Source organism: Pseudomonas sp. IT-P294, from assembly GCF_949767865.1.
Classification (GTDB): Bacteria; Pseudomonadota; Gammaproteobacteria; order Pseudomonadales; family Pseudomonadaceae; genus Aquipseudomonas.
In genome coordinates this window covers 613,276-635,275 of sequence record NZ_CATKQW010000022.1, presented here as the reverse complement: position 1 = coordinate 635,275, position 22,000 = coordinate 613,276, and the positions used below count along the sequence as shown (strand labels likewise).

The window sequence follows — 22,000 nt, the reverse complement described above, 5'->3', positions numbered from 1 at the left end:
AGTGTGACAATGATTGGAATTCCAGTTCAGCGAGCGCATCCTGTTCCTTGCTGACGCAACCAATACAGACCGCCCTTCCTAGCGATCACCACAGCGACTTTGACTGCGTCATTCATGTCTCCTGCCTTTCTGGCGGAACACATCCAGAGAAAGAAAACAATTGGAATACCAGAGAAATAAACAACACCACGGAGATAAACAGGCAATTTCCAATTAGCTTTGTAAAATCCATCGTCAATTGCAATGGAGATTTGAGAACTGGCAGCTGTCCTTGAATACTATACAGCTATCTCAATACACTATTAATATCTGAAATTGACAACACCATTCTAAAACACAACCGCCCCGTTCACCAAGTGATTGGAAATGGATTTGAATACCATAAAGTTTAGTAACAAACGCCCATTAAAAACCCGCCTCACGGCGGGTTTTTTATGCGACTAAAACGCTAAAAAACTTAGTTAACCTTAGCGTTCAACTCACCCTTCAAATACCGCTGATACATGCCTTCCAACGAGATCGGTTTGATCTTCGAGGCATTACCTGCTGTACCAAACGCTTCATAACGAGCAATACAAACATCACGCATCGCCGTCACGGTCGCGCCAAAGAACTTACGCGGATCGAACTCGCTCGGGTTGGTGGCCATCAGGCGACGCATCGCACCGGTGGATGCCAGACGCAGGTCGGTGTCGATGTTGACCTTACGCACGCCGTGCTTGATGCCTTCGACGATTTCTTCAACCGGTACGCCGTAGGTTTCTTTGATGTCGCCGCCGTACTGGTTGATGATTGCCAGCCAGTCTTGCGGAACCGAAGAGGAACCGTGCATCACCAGGTGGGTGTTCGGGATGCGTTTGTGGATTTCTTTGATGCGGTCGATGGCCAGCACGTCGCCGGTAGGCGGCTTGGTGAACTTGTACGCGCCGTGGCTGGTGCCGATGGCGATGGCCAGTGCGTCGACCTGGGTGCGTTTGACGAAGTCAGCGGCTTCTTCCGGGTCGGTCAGCATTTGGCTGTGATCCAGAACGCCTTCGGCGCCGATGCCGTCTTCTTCACCGGCCATGCCGGTTTCCAGCGAACCCAGGCAGCCCAGCTCGCCTTCTACCGAAACGCCGCAGGCGTGAGCCATGGCCACGGTTTGTTGGGTGACGCGGATGTTGTAGTCGTAGTCGGTCGGGGTCTTGCCGTCTTCGCCCAGGGAACCGTCCATCATCACCGAGCTGAAGCCCAGTTGGATGGAGCGCTGGCAGACGTCAGGGCTGGTGCCGTGGTCCTGGTGCATGCACACCGGGATGTGCGGGAATTCTTCGATTGCCGCCAGGATCAGGTGACGCAGGAACGGAGCGCCGGCGTATTTGCGAGCACCGGCCGAAGCCTGGACGATCACCGGGGAGTCAGTCTTGTCAGCGGCTTCCATGATGGCGCGCATCTGTTCAAGGTTGTTGACGTTGAAGGCTGGAACGCCGTAGCCGAACTCGGCTGCGTGGTCCAACATCTGGCGCATGCTGATAAGTGCCATTGTGTATGTCTCTCCCGGTTTGGGTCGTTAATCGTGCCAGCCTGCCGTAGCGGCGGCGGCTATTCAAGTTATTGCAGATCGGGGGTTGGCCCGGGCTGCGAATTCGGTGTTGCCTGAATCTTGAGCTCTGCACAAAACCCTGTGGGAGCGAGCTTGCCCGCGATGAGGGCCTGGCTGCCAACAGTGCGGTGACTGTCAGACCGCTATCGCGAGCAAGCTCGCTCCCACATTAGGTCCATGGTGTGTCAGTTACTGCGCTTTACAACCGCGGCCAATCAAATCATTGGTGGCGACCCAGTACACCAGGCCTTCCTCACCTTTTTGGTGAAACGCCAGCATGTCGTTGCTGTACAGCGAACCGGACGCGCCCGGCTCTTGCTTCAAGCGGTAGACCTGATCGCCCCCGCCCAGTCGCACGTCGACTTCCTTGCGGCTGTCATCGGTGTAGCGCCAGAGCACTTTGGCCTGGCTATCACAGGTCCAGGTGGTCCAGTTGTCCGTCGATTCGGCAGGCTTGAACAGGTTGAAATTTGCACAACCTGCCAGCAATGCCAACGCCGTAACGGCGATAAAACCTTTCATCCATGTTCCTCGACTGACGGCGCACGCCGCCAGCCCTGAGTAATGAGTCAGACCCGTCAAGGGCAACCATGTTCCTTGGCAGGTGTCTGTGTCTCGTATTTATCCAGGCCATCAGGCCCCGCGCGTTTGTTGATCACCGGGTTGGTTTCCGCTTGCCAGTCAGCCTGGTAGCAGCCTTTCTCCACCGATTGCGGCGCAGGTTCCGGCGTGGCTTTGGGGTTACTCCCGCAAGCCGCCAGCATACCCGCAGCGATCAACAGCGCTAAGGTCTTGACCATGTGAACACTCCTTTGCCTGGTCAAATGGGCGGCCTCAGGCCTTGGCCCGGCTTTCCAGGACTTCAACGGCTGGCAACACTTTGCCTTCGACGAATTCGAGGAATGCGCCGCCACCGGTAGAAATGTAGGAGATCTGGTCAGCAACGCCATACTTATCGATGGCCGCCAGGGTGTCGCCGCCGCCAGCGATGGAGAACGCCGAGCTTTGTGCGATGGCCTCGGCCAGGACTTTGGTGCCGTTACCGAACTGGTCGAATTCGAACACGCCCACCGGGCCGTTCCACAGGATGGTCTTGGACGACTTCAGCAGCTCGGCGAAATTCGCCGCGGTCTGTGGGCCGATGTCCAGGATCATGTCGTCGGCAGCCACGTCGGCGATCAGCTTGACGGTGGCGGTCGCGCTTTCAGCGAATTCCTTGGCAACCACGACGTCCACCGGCAATGGCACGCTGACTTTGGCGGCGATTTCGCGAGCGGTGTCCAGCAGGTCCGGTTCGTACAGAGACTTGCCGACCGGGTGACCGGCAGCTGCGAGGAAGGTGTTGGCAATGCCGCCGCCGACGATCAGCTGGTTGCAGATCTGGCTCAGGCTGTTCAGCACGTCGAGTTTGGTCGACACCTTGGAACCGGCAACGATGGCTGCCATTGGCTGGGCTGGCGAACCCAGGGCTTTGCCCAAGGCGTCCAGTTCAGCGGCCAGCAGCGGACCTGCTGCGGCGACTTTGGCGAACTTGGCCACGCCGTGGGTCGAACCCTCGGCGCGGTGAGCGGTGCCGAAGGCGTCCATCACGAACACGTCGCATAGGGCGGCGTATTGCTGGGCCAGTTCGTCGGCGTTCTTTTTCTCGCCCTTGTTGAAGCGCACGTTTTCGAACAGCACGATGTCGCCGGCCTTGACGTCGACGCCGCCCAGGTAGTCAGCCACCAGCGGCACTTCGCGGCCCAGGGCCTTGCTCAGGTAGTCAGCAACAGGCTTGAGGCTGTTCTCGGCCGAGAACTCGCCTTCGGTCGGACGGCCAAGGTGCGAGCAGACCATCACGGCCGCGCCTTTTTCCAGGGCCAGCTTGATGGTCGGCAGCGAGGCCAGGATTCGCGCATCGCTGGTGACAACACCGTCCTTGACTGGGACGTTGAGGTCTTCGCGAATCAGTACGCGCTTACCTTGCAGATCGAGGTCGGACATCTTCAACACGGTCATGGGTCGCATTTCCTGAGTTACAGTTTCTGAGAAACAGGGAGTGGAGAGGCTGTTTGCAGATAGTGTTCTGCTACGTCCAGCATTCGGTTGGCAAACCCCCATTCGTTGTCGAACCAGGCCAGGATGTTCACCAGCCGTGGGCCGGAAACTCGGGTCTGACTGGCATCGACGATCGCCGAATGTGGGTCATGGTTGAAATCACAGCTTGCATGGGGCAACTCGGTATAAGCCAGAAGGCCTTTGAGCGGGCCGCTGGTGGCGGCCTCGCGCAAAATCCGGTTGACCTCGGTGGCGTCGGTGTCGCTCACGGTCTGCATCGTGATGTCGAGGCAAGACACATTAACGGTTGGCACCCGCACGGCTTTGGCCTGAATTCGCCCGGCAAGTTCCGGCAGCAGGCGTTCAATGCCTCGTGCCAGACCAGTGGACACCGGAATCACCGACTGGAACGCTGAACGCGTACGGCGCAGGTCTTCGTGATGATAGGCGTCGATGACCGGCTGATCGTTCATTGCCGAGTGAATGGTGGTGATCGACACGTATTCCAGACCAATGGCCTGGTCCAGCAGGCGCAACAGCGGCACGCCGCAGTTGGTGGTGCAGGATGCGTTGGACACCAGCAGCTCGTCGCCGGTCAGGCAATCCTGGTTCACGCCGAAGACGATGGTGGCATCGACATCCGCTTCGCTGGCCATCGGCTGGGAAAACAATACGCGTGGCGCACCGGCATCGAGGAACCGCTGGCCATCGTCCCGCGTGTGGTAGGCGCCGGAGCACTCCAGCACCAGATCGACGCCCAGGGACGCCCAATCGATACCTTCGGGGGTGGCACTGCGCAGGACCTTCACGCAGTCGCCATTAATATGCAGACAATCGCCCTCAACCCTCACTTCACCGGGAAAACGCCCGTGAGTGGAGTCGAAGCGTGTCAGGTATTCGATGCTGGCCATGTCAGCCAGATCGTTGATCGCGACAATTTCAAACCCGGCCTTCGCTCCTCGCTCGAACAACGCACGCAAGACACAACGACCGATCCGGCCGTAGCCGTTGAGTGCAACTTTATAAGGACGCGGTTGAGGCATGGGGTTCTCGATTACCGTGGTGAATCTGTCATTGCAGCATTGCCTGAGCCACTGCTTTCGCGAGCAGGCTCGCTCCCACATTGGGCTTGTGTTGTGAACACTGCTTGTGTCACACAACAAATCCCCTGTGGGAGCGAGCCTGCTCGCGAAGGCGGCGGTTCAGACGCCGCAACTTCTGGATCAGTCTTCCAGCAGCTCTTCAGCCTGACCCAGGATGTTTTCCAGGGTGAAGCCGAACTCTTCGAACAAGGCTGGCGCTGGCGCCGACTCGCCGTAGGTGGTCATGCCGATCACGCGGCCTTCCAGGCCCACGTACTTGTACCAGTAGTCCGCGTGAGCGGCTTCGATGGCGATACGGGCGCTGACTTGCAACGGCAGAACGGCTTGCTTGTAGCCAGCATCCTGGGCATCGAACACGCTGGTGCACGGCATCGAAACGACGCGAACCTTGCGGCCTTGCTCGGTGAGCTTGTCGTAAGCCTGAACCGCCAGGCCCACTTCCGAACCGGTAGAGATCAGGATCAGCTCAGGCTCGCCTGCGCAGTCCTTCAACACGTAGCCGCCACGGGCGATGTCGGCGATCTGCAGCGCGCTGCGTTCCTGATGCTGCAGGTTCTGACGCGAGAAGATCAGCGCCGAAGGGCCGTCCTTGCGCTCGATGGCTGCTTTCCAGCAAACGGCCGATTCAACGGCATCGGCTGGACGCCAGGTGTCGAGGTTCGGCGTGCTGCGCAGGCTGGTCAGTTGCTCGATCGGCTGGTGAGTCGGGCCGTCTTCGCCCAGGCCGATGGAGTCGTGGGTGTAAACGAACACCACGCGCTTTTTCATCAGCGAGGCCATGCGCACAGCGTTGCGGGCGTATTCCATGAACATCAGGAAGGTCGCGCCGTAAGGCACCAGACCACCATGCAAGGCCACGCCGTTCATGATCGCGCTCATGCCGAATTCGCGAACGCCGTAGTACATGTAGTTGCCGCTGGCGTCTTCAGCCGAAACACCTTTGCAACCTTTCCACAGGGTCAGGTTGGAACCGGCCAGGTCAGCGGAGCCGCCCAGCAGTTCAGGCAACAGCGGGCCGTAGGCATTGAGTGCGTTCTGGCTGGCTTTACGGCTGGCGATGGTTTCGCCCTTGGCCGCAACTTCAGCAATGTAAGCCGAAGCTTTTTCAGCGAAGTCTTCCGGCAGATCGCCACCCAGGCGACGGACCAGTTCGTTGGCCAGCTCAGGGAAAGCGGCGGAGTAGGCAGCGAAACGCTGATCCCACTCGGCTTCGGCTGCGCGGCCGGCTTCCTTGGCGTCCCACTCGGCATAGATGTCAGCCGGGATTTCGAACGGGCCGTAGTTCCATTTCAGTGCAGCACGGGTCAGAGCGATTTCCGCGTCACCCAACGGGGCGCCGTGGCAGTCTTCTTTGCCTTGCTTGTTCGGCGAACCGAAACCGATGGTGGTCTTGCAGCAGATCAGGGTTGGCCGATCGCTTTTGCGCGCGGTTTCGATCGCGATCTTGATCTCTTCCGGATCGTGACCGTCGACGTTGCGGATCACTTGCCAGTTGTAGGCTTCGAAGCGCTTAGGGGTGTCATCGGTGAACCAGCCTTCGACTTCGCCGTCGATGGAGATGCCGTTGTCATCGTAGAAGGCGATCAGTTTGCCCAGGCCCAAAGTACCAGCCAGGGAGCCGACTTCGTGGGAAATGCCTTCCATCATGCAGCCATCACCCAGGAACACGTAGGTGTGGTGATCGACAACGTTGTGGCCAGGACGGTTGAACTGCGCCGCCAGGACTTTTTCAGCCAGGGCGAAACCCACGGCGTTGGCCAGGCCTTGGCCCAGTGGACCGGTGGTGGTCTCAACGCCCGGGGTGTAGCCGAATTCCGGGTGACCCGGGGTGCGGCTGTGCAGCTGGCGGAAGTTTTTCAGGTCATCGATCGACAGGTCGTAGCCGGTCAGGTGCAGCAGCGAGTAGATCAACATCGAGCCGTGACCGTTGGACAGCACGAAGCGATCACGGTCGGCGAACGATGGATTGCTCGGGTTGTGCTTCAGGTAGTCACGCCAAAGTACTTCGGCGATATCCGCCATACCCATCGGGGCACCGGGATGGCCGCTGTTGGCTTTTTGCACGGCATCCATGCTGAGGGCACGAATGGCGTTGGCACGCTCACGACGGCTGGGCATCGCTGTTCTCCTGCGGGTTCTGTATCGAGAGTGAATAAAACGAAACGGAAAAAAGGCGAGCATTTTCCCTCACCCACCCGCCTCGGGGCAATGACAGATAGTCATCCAGAGGTGTTTTTCCAAAGGATAACGACGGTTTCGACTGATGAAACCTTTCCGCTGTCCGTTTGTTGACTGAAGCTAACGCCGAGAAGTGCCATCTATCGAGCAATATCAAAACTTTTTGATATTGCTCTTGCGGTGATTTCTGCCCGTCACTAGACTGCTGGCCTTATGAATTTACGTGCGCCTTCCATTCAACATGACGATTGCGATGATCTGGCGGCCCTGTGCAAGGCCGGCGGTGATCCTCTGCGGCTTAATGTATTGCGCGCGCTGGCCAACGATTCGTTCGGCGTGCTGGAGCTGGCGCAGATCTTCGGCATCGGCCAGTCCGGCATGAGTCACCACCTCAAGGTCCTGGCCCAGGCCAACCTGGTGGCGACTCGCCGTGAAGGCAACGCGATTTTCTACCGTCGCGCCCTGCCCCACACCGATCTGCTGGGCGGCAAGCTGCACACAGCCCTGCTGGAAGAAGTCGACAACCTGACCCTGCCCGCCGATGTGCAGGCGCGGATCGCTCAAGTCCACGGGCAACGAGCCGCGGCCAGTCAGGACTTTTTCTCCCGGGTGGCGGAGAAGTTTCGCGCCCAGCAAGATTTGATCGCCGGCCTGCCGCAGTACCGCGAAAGCGTGGTGGCATTGCTCGACAAGCTGAGTTTCAGCGAAAGCGCCACGGCCATCGAAGTCGGCCCCGGCGACGGTGGATTCCTGCCGGAACTGGCGCGCCGCTTCAGCCTGGTCACCGCGCTGGACAACAGCCCGGCGATGCTCGAACTGGCGCGCCAGGTCTGCGAACGAGAAATGTTGGCTAACGTCAGCCTGCAACTGGCCGATGCATTGAATGGCGTCAGTCTCAAGGCCGATTGCGTTGTACTGAACATGGTGCTGCACCATTTCGCCGCGCCGGCCGATGCGCTCAAGCACATGGCCGACTTGCTGCAACCGGGCGGTAGCCTGCTCGTGACAGAGTTATGTAGCCACAACCAGAGTTGGGCCAGGGAGGCCTGCGGTGATCTCTGGTTGGGGTTTGAACAGGACGATTTGGCCCGTTGGGCCACCGCTGCGGGACTCGTTCCCGGGGAAAGCCTCTATGTAGGCTTACGTAATGGTTTCCAGATCCAGGTCCGCCATTTTCAGCGACCGGCTGGCGACACTCACCATCGGTAAATTCAGGAAAAAATCGAGATGAGCGAATACTCCCTCTTCACCTCCGAGTCCGTGTCCGAAGGGCATCCGGATAAAATCGCCGACCAGATTTCCGATGCGGTGCTGGACGCCATCATTGCTGAAGACAAGTTCGCCCGTGTGGCGTGCGAAACGCTGGTCAAGACCGGCGTGGCGATCATCGCAGGTGAAGTCACCACGTCGGCCTGGGTCGACCTGGAAGAAATCGTGCGCAACGTCATTCTGGACATCGGCTACAACAGCTCCGATGTCGGCTTCGACGGCGCCACTTGCGGCGTGATGAACATCATCGGCAAGCAATCTCCTGACATCAATCAGGGCGTTGACCGTGCCAAGCCTGAAGATCAGGGCGCCGGCGACCAGGGCCTGATGTTCGGCTACGCCAGCAACGAAACCGACGTGCTGATGCCAGCACCGATCACCTTCTCGCACCAGCTGGTCAAGCGTCAGGCCGAAGCCCGTAAATCCGGCCTGCTGCCTTGGCTGCGCCCGGACGCCAAGTCGCAAGTGACTTGCCGTTACGAAGGCGGCAAAGTTGTGGGTATCGACGCCGTTGTCCTGTCGACCCAGCACAACCCTGACGTGTCGTACAAAGACCTGCGCGAAGGCGTGATGGAGCTGATCGTCAAGCACGTGTTGCCTGCCGAACTGCTGAGCAAAGACACCCAGTTCCACATCAACCCGACCGGCCAGTTCATCATCGGCGGCCCGGTGGGCGACTGCGGTTTGACCGGTCGCAAGATTATCGTCGACAGCTACGGCGGCATGGCTCGCCATGGTGGCGGCGCGTTCTCCGGCAAGGATCCATCGAAGGTTGACCGTTCGGCTGCCTACGCTGGTCGTTACGTGGCCAAGAACATCGTCGCTGCCGGCCTGGCCGAGCGTTGCGAGATTCAGGTTTCCTACGCTATCGGTGTTGCCCAGCCTACGTCGATCTCGTTGAACACCTTCGGCACCGGCAAAATCAGCGACGACAAAATCGTCAAACTGGTTCGCGAAGTGTTCGACCTGCGTCCATACGCGATCACCACCATGCTCGACCTGCTGCACCCGATGTACCAGGAAACCGCTGCGTACGGCCACTTCGGTCGCACCCCGGCGACCAAGACTGTGGGCGAAGACACGTTCACCACGTTCACCTGGGAAAAAACCGACCGCGCCGACGACCTGCGTCTGGCTGCCGGCCTGTAAGACTTTCCCGGCGGTACCCAAAGCCCTGCACGGTTCGCCGCGCGGGGCTTTTTATTGCCCTCTGTTTCACAACCCGACACACGCTGAAAAACGATCAAGCGCCTCCCCCCCGAATTCCGTCCTAGCCTTCAAGCACTCCACTTTGAGCAAGGACGCTCACGATGCTTCTGCGCCTGTTTATCGCTTCCTTCCTGACTTTGCTTTGCCTGAATTCAAACGCCGCCTGCCCCGACTGGCCACCCGCCCGCGCCCTGGACGAAATCATTGCGCTGCAAAAGCAGATCGACCTCTGGGACGACCACTATCACCGGGGCGGGCGCGCATTGGTCGCTGACGAAATCTATGATCAGTCCCGCGCGCAACTGAACGAATGGCGAGATTGTTTTGACCTGGGACTGGCGCCGGAACCGTTGCGCACCGCTGGCGGCAAGATCGCCCACCCCGTTGCCCACACCGGGCTGGACAAGTTGCGTGATGCTCAGGCGGTAGAACACTGGCTGCGTGATCGAAACGATATCTGGGTCCAACCCAAGGTCGATGGCGTGGCGGTGACGCTGATCTATCGCAACGGTGTGCTGCATCAAGCGATCAGTCGCGGCGACGGGGTAAACGGACAGGACTGGACCACCTCGGCGCGACAAATCGCGCAGATTCCTCAAACGTTGCCCCAACCGCTGGACGTGCTGGTCCAAGGTGAACTCTATTGGCGCCTGACCGAACACAGGCAAGCCCAGGCCGGCAGCTTCAACGCTCGTTCCACGGTGGCCGGGTTGATGGCGCGAAAAAGTCTGAACGACGAACAGGCCAAGGGGATCGGGTTGTTTGTCTGGGACTGGCCGCAGGGCCCGGCCACGTTGCCGGCACGCGTGGCGGCCCTGGATGAGTTGGGCTTCCCGAGTACGGCGCCCTACAGCCAGCCGATCAAGGCATTTGCTGACGCCGAGCGTTGGCGCGATCACTGGTATCGCGCGCCGCTGCCGTTCGCCAGCGATGGCATCGTGTTGCGTCAAAGCCAGCGTCCACCGGCCGAACGCTGGCAGGCACGGCCATCCTTCTGGAGTGTTGCCTGGAAGTATCCATTCGCCCAGGCGCTGGCCGAAGTGCGCAAGGTCCACTTCAACATTGGTCGAACCGGGCGGATTACGCCGGTGCTGGATCTGACGCCGGTCAAGCTCGATGACCGACAGATCAAGCGTGTCAGCGTCAGTTCTCTGCAACGCTGGGTGGACATGGACATTCGCCCCGGCGATCAGGTGTCCATCAGCCTCGCAGGCCTGACCATTCCAAGGCTCGAGGGCGTTGTACTGCGCAGTACCGAGCGCACTGAACTGAATGTTCCGTCAGCGTCAGACTTTCATCATTTGAGTTGTTGGCAACCCACATCTGGCTGCGAGAGCCAATTCCTCGCGCGCCTGACCTGGCTCGGCAGCAAGCAGGGGCTGGAATTGCCTCACGTCGGACGCGGCACCTGGGAGAAGCTTTTGGAAACAGGCCACCTGAAAGGCCTTCTGGATTGGTTGACCCTCGACGCTCAAGAGCTTGCTAACATTGACGGCTTCGGTGTGCGCAGCAGCGCTCGACTTTTAGACAGTTTCAGCAGCGCCCGCCAACGACCCTTTACTCGCTGGCTCAAAGCCTTGGGGCTACCGCCAACCGGTCAGGCACGGCTTGGCAATTCATGGCAGGAACTGGCGCAACGAAATACCGAACAATGGCAGGCAGAACCTGGTATCGGCCCGGGACGCGCGGCGCAATTGAGCGCCTTTTTTCGCGATCCGCAGGTTCTGGCACTGCGTGAAACATTACACATGGCCGGTATTAACGGATTCTGAACACAGTCGTCCCGCCAGCCCGGGAACCCAAAGGTGCCAATGGGCTCCAACGCCCATCGCCACATCGACACGATCGCCTTTGCACATGGAGCTTTTATGAAATTTCTTTCACCGCTCGCCTTGTTGACCCTTTGCAGCGTGTTGGTTGCACCACTGATGGCCGCCGAAGAAGCCCCGGAGCTGACCGGTTGCGCGGCCAAGAAACAGGGCATCATCAATCAGATCGAGCTGGCCAAATCCCACGGAAACGCCGATCAGCAGGCCGGCCTCGAAACGGCCCTGAGCGAAGTCACCGCCCATTGCACCGATGCCTCGCTGAAGAAGGAACGGGAAAATAAGGTGCTCGACGCCAAGCATGAAGTCAGCAAGCGTCAGGCCGACCTCGATAAAGCCATGAAGAAAGGCGATCCCGACAAGATCAACAAGCGTAAAGACAAACTCGCCGAGTCCCGCAAGGAATTGCAGGACGCGCTCGATGAACTGGATAAGTAAGTCTCAGGATAATTGATCGTTCCCACGCTCCTGCGTGGGAATGCAGCCCGTGACGCTCCGCGTCACTGGACGCGGAGCGTCCCTTGAGGCATTCCCACGCGGAGCATGGGAACGATCAACTCAGAGCTTCAAACGAGCATCAATGATTCCGAAACTCTTTATGACAAGCGCTGCAGGCATCTTCGACTTTTTGCACGGCCGGGCCCAGGTTACTGGCCTTGTAGGGTTGAACCTTGCTGACGACCACCAACTCACCGGTGGCGCTTTCAAGGGTGCGGGCCATTTCCTGGAAACGTGCCTGCTGTTGCCACACATTGTCCTTGGCGCTGGTGTGATCTTCTTCACGCACCTGCGGGAAATGCTTCCACGGCTCATGGGACAACGTATCGAGTTTCACGGCGCCGTCGGCGAACTTCGGACCGTCAAACGGAATGCGGCCACGCAACATGCCGCCCAGGTCTTCGCCAGTCTTGAGCATCTGCTTGAAGATCGCCTTGCGTTGACCCAGCGGCGAATTCGGGTCGACACCGCCGCAAGCGGACAAGGCCAGGCAGGCCAGCAATACAACAGAAAGTCTTTTAAGAGTCATGTTGGCTTCAGATCACGGGAAACGGCCGCCAGTATCCTCGCGTCGCCGGCAAAGACCAATAGCCCTATTATCAATACGGGTTGCTTGAGCGCATGGAGCACTCAGGCAACCGGCAAAGGAAATACTCCATGAATAGCCGTTTCAAGGCATGGCGTCACACTCTGGCCTGGACCCTTCCGATGGTGGCCGTGCTCGCGGGCTGCACCGGCGGCGACAACAACGCGCCCAAGACCCACGCGCTGGCCACCTATTCCAGCGCCACCTGGGAAGCACTGCCAGCGGTGACCGACAACGACCTCGTCGCCGGCTTCGGCTCGTGGCGCAGCGCCTGCACACGACTCAAGGCCGACCCGGTCTGGGGTTCGACCTGCGCGGCGTCCGCCAATGTGCCGCAAACCGCCAGTGACATCCGCGCTTTCCTCAAACAAAACCTCGACGTCTACGGTCTGCGCGCCGCCAATGACAACGCCAACGGCTTGATCACCGGCTATTACGAACCGGTCTACCCCGGCAGCCTGACCCAGACCGAGACAGCGAACATTCCAGTGTACGGCGTACCTGACGACATGATCATCGTCTCGCTGGACAGCATCTACCCGGAACTCAAAGGCAAACGCCTGCGCGGACGACTCGAAGGTCGCGTACTCAAGCCTTACGACGATGCAGCAACAATTGAAACCAAAGGGGTCAAGGCACCGGTCGTGGCTTGGTTGACCGATCCAATGAACCTGCAATTCCTGCAAATCCAGGGTTCGGGCCGCATTCAGCTCGACGACGGGCGCCAACTGCGCATTGCGTATGCCGACCAGAATGGCCATCCGTATCGGCCCATCGGCCGTTGGCTGGTGGACCAAGGCGAACTGAAGAAAGAAGACGTGACCATGGGCGCGATCAGCTCCTGGGCCAAGGCCAACCCGTCGCGCATTCCCCAATTGCTGGGCAGTAACCCGAGCTATGTGTTTTTCACCCGCAACCCGGACAGCAACGAAGGCCCACGGGGCTCGCTGAACGTCCCACTGACTGCCGGCTACAGCGCAGCCGTGGACCGCAAAGTGATTCCGCTGGGCAGCCTGTTGTGGTTGTCGACCACTAAACCGGATGGCACCGCACTGGTAAGGCCGGTAGCCGCTCAGGACACCGGCGGCGCGATTGCCGGCGAAGTGCGTGCGGATTTGTTCTGGGGCACTGGCGAGGCGGCCGGGCAACTGGCCGGGGACATGAAGCAGCAGGGGCAGATCTGGATGCTATGGCCAAAAGGTGCGCCGTTGCCGCAAGTGCCTCAAGTTGCCGATGCGGTCAAAACGAGCCTTTGAATTCTGCGGTGACTGGTCAATAGCAATCGCGGGCAAGCCCGCTCCCACATCGATCCATGCAACACCAGAGATCAACTGTGGGAGCGGGCTTGCCCGCGATGAGGCCAGCAAAATCACCTCAATACTTTCAGACTGACACCACAAAGAAACTGGCGATCAACCCCATCCCCACAAACCACATCAGCGACCGCAAGATCGCCCAGTCCGCCAGGTAGCAAATGATGTAGAGCAACCGGCTGGTGATGAACAACACCGACAACACATTGATCGTCACCAGCTCGGCATTGCCGGCCAGATGCGCCACGATCACTGCTGCCGCAAAGGCGGGAGTCACCTCAAAGCCGTTCAGTTGCGCCGCATGCGCGCGTCGCCCCAAACCATTGAGCGACTCGAGAAAGTCCCGGGGGTCATGGTTGTCTTTCAAAGTGAACCTGCCACTGATCTTGGCGATAGCCGTGCAGATATAAGGCAGGAAAATCGCGATCAAAATGCACCACAGAGCAACCGTCATATGCCGTCCTTTTCAAGTTTCAAAAATGCAGGGGCCGTCAAAACTTCATGACCAACATGCCGATCAGCACCAGCCCACAGGCTAAGAGCCGCGGCCGGCCGAAAGGTTCTTTCAGGTAACGCATGCCGAACAGCACCACCAGTATCACGCTGATCTCACGCAGTGCCGCCGCTTCGGCAATTGACCCCAGCTGCATCGCCCATAGCACCAAAGCGTAGCTGAACAACACACAAAACCCGACCGCCAGCCCCAACCGCCATTGTTCACGCCAGAACAGCTTGAACGCCGGGCGCTTGCGCACCAGCGCAAGCAACGGGAATGGCCAGGCACTGAGCAGCGTGACCCAAACCAGGTAATCCAGAGGGTGCGACCAACGCCGCAGCGCCTGGCCATCGATGTAGGTGTAGCAGCCGATGCACAGGCCGATCAGCGCCACCACCGGCAACATCGACCAAGGCAACCGCGCACCGCCGCCGCCCTGCCATAACAGGCAAAGCATGCCGAACGGGATCAACAGAATCCCGAAAATCTGCTGGTTGGTCAGTACTTCGCCAGCGAAGATCAGCGTCAGTGCCAGCACCACCAGCGGCGACAACCCGCGCATCAGCGGATAGACCAACCCGAGATCGCCGACCCGGTACGCCTGGATCAGCAGATAGCGATACAGCAATTCGAACAATGCCGACGCCAGAATCCATGGCCAGATTTCAATCGGCGGCCATGCCACAAAGGGCAGCATCAGAGCGACAAACAGCAGCGCCACGCTGTCCATGCAGGCCACCACCAGCAGCCGTTCGGCACTGAATTTGATCAGGGTATTCCACGCCGCGTGCAACAGCGCCGCCACCAACACCAAAACCGTCGCAAGCACGGCACACTCCTTATTTTGTTTTTGTTCCCTGCCAGACGCGCCCGGATTATTGATTCGCCATAGGCTCGCAGCTGTTTATACTGCAAGCGACCACGCCGCACTCAGTTGCGCACAGACTAATTCCAATAACTTCTGCCCCTGCCCGCTCTCCTCGAGAACGGTCATTGGCATGCGTATGCCTGATCAGAGCGTCAAGACTACCGACAGAGACCTTGCGCATGCCACTCGCCTTGCTTGCCCTCGCTGTTGCCGCCTTCGGCATCGGCACCACTGAATTCGTCATCATGGGTTTGCTCCCCGATGTCGCCCGCGACCTCGCCGTGAGCATTCCTCACGCAGGCTTGCTGATTACTGGCTACGCCCTGGGCGTGGTATTCGGCGCGCCGATCCTCGCGATCGGCACCGCCAACATGCCGCGAAAAGCCACGCTGCTGGGCATGACGCTGATGTTCATCCTCGGCAACGTGCTGTGCGCACTGGCGCCGAACTACGCCACGTTGATGGCCGCGCGAGTAGTCACTGCGTTGTGCCACGGTGCGTTCTTCGGTATCGGTTCAGTGGTTGCGGCGGGCCTGGTCGCCCCGAACAAGCGGGCGCAGGCGATTGCCATGATGTTCACCGGCCTGACGCTGGCCAACGTGCTCGGCGTGCCGTTGGGCACCGCGCTCGGTCAATACGCCGGCTGGCGCTCGACGTTCTGGGCGGTCTCGGTGATCGGTGTGATTGCGGCCATCGCACAATGGGCCTGGCTGCCAAAGCACATCGCAATGGACAAGGCCAACCTCGCCAGCGAGTTCAAAGTGCTGGGCAAGGTCAATGTGTTGTTGGCGTTGGGCATGAGCGTGCTGGCGTCGACCAGTCTGTTCAGCGTGTTCACTTACATCGCGCCGATCCTGCAGGACATCACCGGTGTCAGCCCGCATGGCGTGACCATCATGCTGCTGTTGTTTGGGGTCGGTCTGACAGCGGGCAGCATGCTGGGCGGGCGTTTGGCGGACAGCCGATTGCTGCCCTCGCTGGTGGGCATGGCGCTGGCCGTAGCGGTTGTATTGGCGGCTTTCAGCCAGACCAGCCACTCGGTCATTCCGGCGGCGATCACGCTGGTGTTGTGGGGCATCTTCGCTTTTGCACTGTGCCCGATCCTGCAATTGCTGATCATCGACCAAGCGCATGAAGCACCGAACCTGGGCTCAACGCTGAACCAGAGCGCCTTCAATCTTGGCAACGCGGCTGGTGCTTGGATCGGCGGACTCGTGGTGGCCAGCGGTGCGGATCTGGCGGACCTGCCATGGACCGGCGCCTTTGTGAGTGGCTTGACCGTGCTGACCGCGCTTTTCTTTATTTACCTGCAACGTCGCAGCGCGGCTGCGGTCAATGTGTCCGGCTGAACCATTGCGTCGTGCAAGCTCGTTCCCGCTTGGACTGCGTAGATCCCTGTGGGAGCGAGCCTGCTCGCGATGAAGCTGACGCGGTAAACCTGCCGATTTACGCAATCGCTATTTCCTACCCCCCATCCAAGGACCCCGGATGCTTGAACTTGTCGCTGCATTCATTTGCCTCACCACGCTCCTCACCTACGTAAACTTCCGTTTCATCGGCCTGCCCCCGACCATTGGCGTGATGGTCACGGCCCTGATGTTTTCCCTGCTGCTGCAAGGCCTGAGTCTGCTCGGTTACCCCGGCCTCGAAGATCGGATCCAGCAGTTGATCAGCCAGATCGACTTTGGCGATCTGTTGATGAACTGGATGCTGTCCTTCCTGCTGTTTGCCGGCGCCCTGCACGTCAACCTCAATGACCTGCGCGACTACCGCTGGCCCATCGGCTTGCTGGCGACGTTCGGCGTATTGATCGCCACCGCAGTGATTGGCAGCCTCGCCTATTACATTTTTGCCCTGTTCGGCTGGCACGTGAGCTTCCTCTATTGCCTGCTGTTCGGTGCGTTGATTTCTCCCACCGACCCGATCGCAGTGCTCGGCGTGCTACGGACCGCCAATGCGTCCAAGCCGCTGAAAACCACCATCGTCGGTGAGTCGCTGTTCAACGACGGCACCGCCGTGGTGGTCTTCACCGTGCTGCTGGGCATTGCTCAACTCGGCGAAACCCCGACCGTCGGCGCCACGGCGATGCTGTTCGCTCATGAGGCGATTGGCGGCGTGCTGTTCGGTGGGCTGATTGGCTATCTGGTGTACCTGATGATCAACAGCATCGAGCAGCATCAGATCGAAGTCATGCTGACCCTGGCGCTGGTGATCGGCGGTTCGGCCATGGCGTCGGAGCTGCATGTGTCCGCACCGATCGCGATGGTGGTCGCCGGGCTGATCATCGGCAACCTGGGCCGCAACCTGGCGATGAACGACATGACCCGAAAGTACCTGGACGGTTTCTGGGAATTGCTCGACGACATGCTCAACGCCCTGCTGTTCGCCCTGATCGGCATGGAATTGTTGCTGCTGCCGTTCAGTTGGCTGCATGCGCTGGCCGCGGGTTTGCTGGCGCTGGCGATTCTGCTGTCGCGCCTGTTGACAGTCGCACCTGCCATCTTGCTGCTGCGGCGCTGGCGCACGGTGCCGCGCGGAACGATCCGGATTCTGACCTGGGGTGGTTTGCGCGGCGGTGTTTCGGTTGCGCTCGCCCTGGCCCTGCCGTTGGGACCGGAGCGTGACTTGCTGCTGAGCATCACCTACATCGTGGTGCTGTCATCGATCCTGTTGCAGGGCCTGAGCATTGGCAAACTGGTCAAGTACGTGACCCGGGATGAGCCTGCGCCAGCGGCACAGGCCGAGCATCACTGATCAGTTTTTGCGTTTCTGCGAATTCGGGGCCGAGCCCTGATTCGCAGTGTTCTTCGGCGGTCCGCTTTCGCTGCGGATCTGCGCATGGCTGATCAGCGCGAAGATGAAGCTGCCGCCGATGATGTTGCCCGCCAGTGTTGGTCCGGCAAACACCAGCCAGAAATCCTTCCACGGCAACTCGCCAGCAAACACCAGGTAAGAAACCTCGGCAGACCCGACCACGATATGGGTGAAATCCCCCAGCGCCATCAGGTAGGTGATGAGGATGATGATCCACATCTTGGCGCTTTCCATGGAGGGAATCATCCAGACCATGGTGGCAATCATCCAGCCCGAGACGATGCCTTTGGCGAACATCTGGCTGGCGCTGTTTTCCATGATCTTGCGACCGATCTCGAGAAAGGCCAGGTCGGTCTTGCTGTCGAAAATCGGCAAATGCAACATCACGTAGGCCACCAGCAAGGTCCCACAGAGGTTGCCGACCAGCACGACGCTCCACAAGCGCAGCAACCGGCCGACATTGCTCAAGGTGGGTTTGGTCATGATTGGCAGCACGGCCGTCAGGGTGTTTTCGGTGAACAATTGCTGACGGGCGAGGATGACCGCGAGAAACCCGGCGCAGTAGCCGAAACTGGCGATCACTTTAAAGGCTTCGCCGTCAGGCAAGCGAGAGTTGAGCAGCCCCATGGCCATCAACGACAACCCCATGGTCAGGCCGGCAGCCAACGCCGACCACCACAAGGCAGCGACACTGCGTTCCAGCTCCTGATCGCCCTGGGTGCGAATGATCTCGTGCAGCACCGCCGCGCGCGGCGGCTGGTTCCTGTCGACGTCTTGCTGCTCTTCAGGCGAGAGGTTCGGGGTCTTGCCGTCTTTTTGCGTGTCCATAAAGCTCCGGAACCAGTGGTGTGTCATGAAGGTACGACACGCGGGGTTCGGAGCTGTTCACTGCCCTCAACAGATCGTTCTCATACTCTGCGCGGGAATGCCTCAATGGACGCTCTGCGTCCGCTCTTGGGACGCGGAGCGTCCCGGGCTGCATTCCCACGCAAAGCGTGGGAACGATCAACGATCAGCCGCCGCCGAGGTTACTTGGTGACCAATTCATCTTCCTTGAACTGGTCTTTGACGTACTTGATCTCGGTGCGCCCGTGCGGTGCCGGCAGCCCGTCTTCGCCGAGGTTGACGAAGACCATCCGCTCGACGGTCAGGATGCTCTTGCGGGTGATCTTGTTGCGCACTTCGCAGGTCAGGGTAATCGAGGTGCGGCCAAATTCGGTGGCGGTGATCCCCAGTTCAATGATGTCGCCCTGGCGCGAGGCGCTGACGAAGTTGATCTCGGAAATGTACTTGGTCACCACGCGCTGATTGCCCAACTGGACGATGGCGTAGATCGCCGCTTCTTCGTCGATCCAGCGCAGCAGGCTGCCGCCGAACAGGGTGCCGTTGGGGTTCAGGTCTTCGGGTTTTACCCATTTGCGGGTGTGGAAATTCATCTTCACTCCTGAGCGTCTTGCCGAATATTGGCGCCATCTTGGCAGACTGAGCGGTCATGCTCCATGCGGCTTCTACTATGGTCGCCATTAGCGATCTTCATCTGGCCGACAGAAACCCTTTGGAAGATCAGTCTAGACGGCTATAATCGCCACCGTTTCAAAACGGTAACGTTGCACTGATACCGTTTTCCCGCCACCTGTCCGAGGGGCGCTGCAGCAGGTTCGACCTGTCAGGCTCGGATGGGGCGTTGACTGGCCATGATCGGCCGGACACTAAACGCACAACGGCGCCCATTCGCATACATTACGAATGGAGGCTCTTCATGAGCGCTGTTATCACGCCTGCAGATTTTAACGATTACAAAGTGGCCGACATGTCCCTGGCTGCCTGGGGCCGTCGCGAAACCATCATCGCCGAATCCGAAATGCCTGCCCTGATGGGTCTGCGCCGCAAATACGCCGGTGAGCAGCCGCTCAAAGGCGCGAAAATCCTCGGCTGCATCCACATGACCATTCAGACTGCCGTGCTGATCGAAACCCTGGTTGCCCTGGGTGCCGAAGTACGCTGGTCGTCCTGCAACATTTTCTCGACTCAAGACCAGGCCGCTGCCGCTATCGCCGCTGCCGGCATCCCGGTTTTCGCCTGGAAAGGCGAGACTGAAGCAGAGTACGAGTGGTGCCTGGAGCAAACCATCCTCAAAGATGGCGCGCCTTGGGATGCCAACATGATCCTCGACGACGGCGGCGACCTGACCGAGCTGCTGCACAAGAAATACCCGGCCATCCTGGACCGCGTCCACGGCGTGACCGAAGAAACCACCACTGGCGTTCACCGCCTGCTGGACATGCTGGCCAAGGGCGAGCTGAAAATCCCGGCCATCAACGTCAACGACTCGGTGACCAAGTCCAAGAACGACAACAAGTACGGCTGCCGTCATAGCCTGAACGATGCGATCAAGCGCGGCACCGACCACTTGTTGTCCGGCAAGCAAGCGCTGGTCATCGGTTACGGTGACGTGGGCAAGGGTTCCGCCCAGTCCCTGCGTCAGGAAGGCATGATCGTTAAAGTCTCCGAAGTCGACCCGATCTGCGCCATGCAAGCCTGCATGGACGGCTACGAACTGGTTTCGCCGTTCATCGACGGCATCAACGACGGCACCGAAGCCAGCATCGACAAAGCCTTGCTGGGCAAGATCGACCTGATCGTGACCACCACCGGCAACGTCAATGTTTGCGACGCGAACATGCTCAAAGCCCTGAAGAAGCGCGCTGTTGTCTGCAACATCGGCCACTTCGACAACGAAATCGACACCGCTTTCATGCGCAAGAACTGGGCATGGGAAGAAGTGAAGCCACAGGTTCACAAAATCCACCGTACCGGTCCTGGCGCGTTCGACGCCCAGAACGACGACTACCTGATCCTGCTGGCCGAAGGCCGTCTGGTTAACCTGGGTAACGCCACCGGTCACCCAAGCCGCATCATGGACGGTTCGTTCGCCAACCAGGTGCTGGCTCAGATCTTCCTGTTCGGTCAAAAGTACGCCGACCTGTCGCCAGCCCAGAAAGCCGAGCGCCTGACCGTTGAAGTACTGCCGAAGAAACTCGACGAAGAAGTGGCCCTGGAAATGGTCCGCGGTTTCGGCGGCGTAGTGACTCGACTGACCAAGACCCAGGCCGATTACATCGGCGTGACCGTCGAAGGCCCGTTCAAGCCGCACGCTTACCGCTACTGATTGGACCCGGCGGGCTTTGCGCCCGCCGATCCTGACCAGGCGGGCCGGCCATCACCGGCCCGCCTTTTGCGATTGCAAAGGGTATTCCCATGTCCCAAGAACGTCGCTACAGCTTCGAGTTCTTCCCTACGAAGACCGATGCTGGGCATGAAAAACTGATTGCTACGGCCCGTCATCTGGCGACCTACAATCCTGACTTCTTCTCTTGCACCTACGGCGCTGGTGGTTCGACCCGTGATCGCACGCTAAACACCGTGTTGCAGCTCGAAAGCGAAGTCAAAGTCCCTGCCGCACCGCATTTGTCCTGCGTTGGCGACAGCAAAAACGACTTGCGCGGTCTGCTGGCCCAGTACAAGGCGGCAGGCATCACCCGTATCGTTGCCCTGCGCGGTGACCTGCCGTCGGGCATGGGCATGGCCAGCGGCGAATTGCGCCACGCCAACGACCTGGTTGAATTCATTCGTGAAGAAACCGGTGATCATTTCCATATCGAAGTCGCCGCCTACCCGGAAATGCATCCGCAAGCGCGCAATTTCGAAGACGATCTGAACAACTTCGTGCGCAAGGCCAACGCTGGCGCCAACAGCGCCATCACCCAGTACTTCTTCAACGCCGACAGCTACTTCTACTTCGTCGAGCGTGTACGGGCGAAGGGCGTGAACATCCCGATCGTGCCAGGCATCATGCCGATCACCAACTACAGCAAGCTCGCGCGCTTCTCCGACGCCTGCGGTGCGGAAATCCCGCGCTGGATCCGCAAGCAACTGGAAGCCTACGGCGACGACACCCAGAGCATTCAACGCTTTGGTGAGCAAGTCATCACCGAAATGTGCGAACGTCTGTTGCAAGGTGGCGCACCGGGCCTGCACTTCTACACACTGAATCAGGCTGAAGCGAGTCTGGCGGTGTGGAACAACCTGAAGTTGCCGCGCTGAAACAGTGCAGCACTCCAATAAGGCTCTGGCGAAACCCAGGGCCTTTTTTATGGAATGCGCCCCGAGCCAGAGCTTCTGGATCCAGTTTCTGGCTCTTTATGGTTTCTCGTCGTAATC

At 59.5% G+C, this 22,000-nt stretch carries 20 protein-coding genes and 1 riboswitch; of the genes, 9 read left to right on the top strand and 11 right to left on the bottom strand.

Going from position 1 to position 22,000, the window contains the following annotated elements; translation table 11 throughout:
* Positions 1-457: 457 nt before the first annotated feature.
* From fba to tkt, 6 genes are all read right to left on the bottom strand, one after another.
* Positions 458-1,522: a class II fructose-bisphosphate aldolase gene (gene fba / locus ACM6I0_RS18080; protein WP_008151974.1), complete on the bottom strand. Its 1,065-nt coding sequence runs from the start codon at positions 1,520-1,522 to the stop codon at positions 458-460.
* A 249-nt stretch (positions 1,523-1,771) separates the two neighbouring features.
* On the bottom strand, positions 1,772-2,104 hold the full coding sequence (locus ACM6I0_RS18075; protein ID WP_285432753.1) for an MliC family protein: 333 nt from the start codon (positions 2,102-2,104) through the stop codon (positions 1,772-1,774).
* A 56-nt stretch (positions 2,105-2,160) separates the two neighbouring features.
* Entirely contained in the window at positions 2,161-2,382 is a 222-nt protein-coding gene (locus ACM6I0_RS18070) for a hypothetical protein (RefSeq protein WP_414922935.1), read from the bottom strand.
* A 34-nt stretch (positions 2,383-2,416) separates the two neighbouring features.
* The gene (locus ACM6I0_RS18065) at positions 2,417-3,580 is read right to left on the bottom strand and encodes a phosphoglycerate kinase (RefSeq protein ID WP_208671083.1); all 1,164 of its coding nucleotides are present in this window, start codon (positions 3,578-3,580) and stop codon (positions 2,417-2,419) included.
* 17 nt (positions 3,581-3,597) lie between these two features.
* Positions 3,598-4,662: an erythrose-4-phosphate dehydrogenase gene (gene epd / locus ACM6I0_RS18060; RefSeq protein WP_285432755.1), complete on the bottom strand. Its 1,065-nt coding sequence runs from the start codon at positions 4,660-4,662 to the stop codon at positions 3,598-3,600.
* Between the two features lie 180 nt (positions 4,663-4,842).
* Positions 4,843-6,840 (bottom strand): transketolase, encoded by a 1,998-nt coding sequence (tkt, locus tag ACM6I0_RS18055; protein ID WP_285432756.1) that lies wholly within the window; start codon positions 6,838-6,840, stop codon positions 4,843-4,845.
* 273 nt (positions 6,841-7,113) lie between these two features.
* Here tkt and ACM6I0_RS18050 point away from each other — a divergent pair, with 273 nt between their 5' ends.
* The 4 genes from ACM6I0_RS18050 (at position 7,114) to ACM6I0_RS18035 (ending at position 11,642) form a co-directional block, all read left to right on the top strand.
* Positions 7,114-8,109: an ArsR/SmtB family transcription factor gene (locus tag ACM6I0_RS18050; protein WP_285432758.1), complete on the top strand. Its 996-nt coding sequence runs from the start codon at positions 7,114-7,116 to the stop codon at positions 8,107-8,109.
* Positions 8,110-8,127: 18 nt separating this feature from the next.
* Positions 8,128-9,318, top strand: a complete 1,191-nt coding sequence (gene metK, locus ACM6I0_RS18045) for a methionine adenosyltransferase (RefSeq protein WP_222588801.1) — start codon at positions 8,128-8,130, stop codon at positions 9,316-9,318.
* 161 nt (positions 9,319-9,479) lie between these two features.
* Positions 9,480-11,150 (top strand): NAD-dependent DNA ligase LigB, encoded by a 1,671-nt coding sequence (ligB, locus tag ACM6I0_RS18040; protein ID WP_414922934.1) that lies wholly within the window; start codon positions 9,480-9,482, stop codon positions 11,148-11,150.
* 96 nt (positions 11,151-11,246) lie between these two features.
* A complete protein-coding gene (locus ACM6I0_RS18035) occupies positions 11,247-11,642 on the top strand; it encodes a DUF1090 domain-containing protein (protein ID WP_285432761.1) in 396 nt (131 codons plus the stop codon).
* A 139-nt stretch (positions 11,643-11,781) separates the two neighbouring features.
* Here the strand turns inward: ACM6I0_RS18035 and ACM6I0_RS18030 are convergent, their stop codons facing one another.
* A complete protein-coding gene (locus tag ACM6I0_RS18030; RefSeq protein WP_285432762.1) occupies positions 11,782-12,231 on the bottom strand; it encodes a c-type cytochrome in 450 nt (149 codons plus the stop codon).
* A 128-nt stretch (positions 12,232-12,359) separates the two neighbouring features.
* Here ACM6I0_RS18030 and ACM6I0_RS18025 point away from each other — a divergent pair, with 128 nt between their 5' ends.
* Positions 12,360-13,544 carry a murein transglycosylase A gene (locus ACM6I0_RS18025; RefSeq protein WP_414922933.1) on the top strand — a complete coding sequence of 395 codons (1,185 nt, stop codon included), beginning with the start codon at positions 12,360-12,362 and terminating at the stop codon, positions 13,542-13,544.
* Between the two features lie 127 nt (positions 13,545-13,671).
* Here ACM6I0_RS18025 and ACM6I0_RS18020 read toward each other — a convergent pair whose 3' ends face one another.
* Positions 13,672-14,055 (bottom strand): MAPEG family protein, encoded by a 384-nt coding sequence (locus ACM6I0_RS18020; protein WP_414922932.1) that lies wholly within the window; start codon positions 14,053-14,055, stop codon positions 13,672-13,674.
* A gap of 37 nt (positions 14,056-14,092) precedes the next feature.
* A complete protein-coding gene (locus ACM6I0_RS18015) occupies positions 14,093-14,926 on the bottom strand; it encodes an EamA family transporter (RefSeq protein WP_414922931.1) in 834 nt (277 codons plus the stop codon).
* A 218-nt stretch (positions 14,927-15,144) separates the two neighbouring features.
* Between ACM6I0_RS18015 and ACM6I0_RS18010 the strand changes: the two genes are divergently transcribed.
* Both ACM6I0_RS18010 and ACM6I0_RS18005 read left to right on the top strand, forming a co-directional pair.
* Positions 15,145-16,314, top strand: a complete 1,170-nt coding sequence (locus ACM6I0_RS18010) for an MFS transporter (RefSeq protein WP_222588807.1) — start codon at positions 15,145-15,147, stop codon at positions 16,312-16,314.
* Between the two features lie 139 nt (positions 16,315-16,453).
* A complete protein-coding gene (locus ACM6I0_RS18005) occupies positions 16,454-17,719 on the top strand; it encodes a cation:proton antiporter (protein WP_285432770.1) in 1,266 nt (421 codons plus the stop codon).
* Here the strand turns inward: ACM6I0_RS18005 and ACM6I0_RS18000 are convergent, their stop codons facing one another.
* Complete coding sequence (locus ACM6I0_RS18000) at positions 17,720-18,607, bottom strand: formate/nitrite transporter family protein (protein WP_285432771.1); 888 nt, start codon at positions 18,605-18,607, stop codon at positions 17,720-17,722.
* A 200-nt stretch (positions 18,608-18,807) separates the two neighbouring features.
* Positions 18,808-19,215, bottom strand: coding sequence for an acyl-CoA thioesterase (locus tag ACM6I0_RS17995; RefSeq protein WP_090178712.1), 408 nt, complete (start codon positions 19,213-19,215; stop codon positions 18,808-18,810).
* A gap of 197 nt (positions 19,216-19,412) precedes the next feature.
* Positions 19,413-19,515, top strand: a riboswitch (S-adenosyl-L-homocysteine riboswitch).
* Positions 19,516-19,538: 23 nt separating this feature from the next.
* Here ACM6I0_RS17995 and ahcY point away from each other — a divergent pair.
* Together ahcY and metF are read left to right on the top strand one after the other, a co-directional pair.
* Positions 19,539-20,948 carry an adenosylhomocysteinase gene (gene ahcY, locus ACM6I0_RS17990; RefSeq protein ID WP_285432774.1) on the top strand — a complete coding sequence of 470 codons (1,410 nt, stop codon included), beginning with the start codon at positions 19,539-19,541 and terminating at the stop codon, positions 20,946-20,948.
* Positions 20,949-21,037: 89 nt separating this feature from the next.
* Positions 21,038-21,883: a methylenetetrahydrofolate reductase [NAD(P)H] gene (gene metF / locus ACM6I0_RS17985; protein ID WP_285432775.1), complete on the top strand. Its 846-nt coding sequence runs from the start codon at positions 21,038-21,040 to the stop codon at positions 21,881-21,883.
* Positions 21,884-22,000 lie beyond the last annotated feature (117 nt).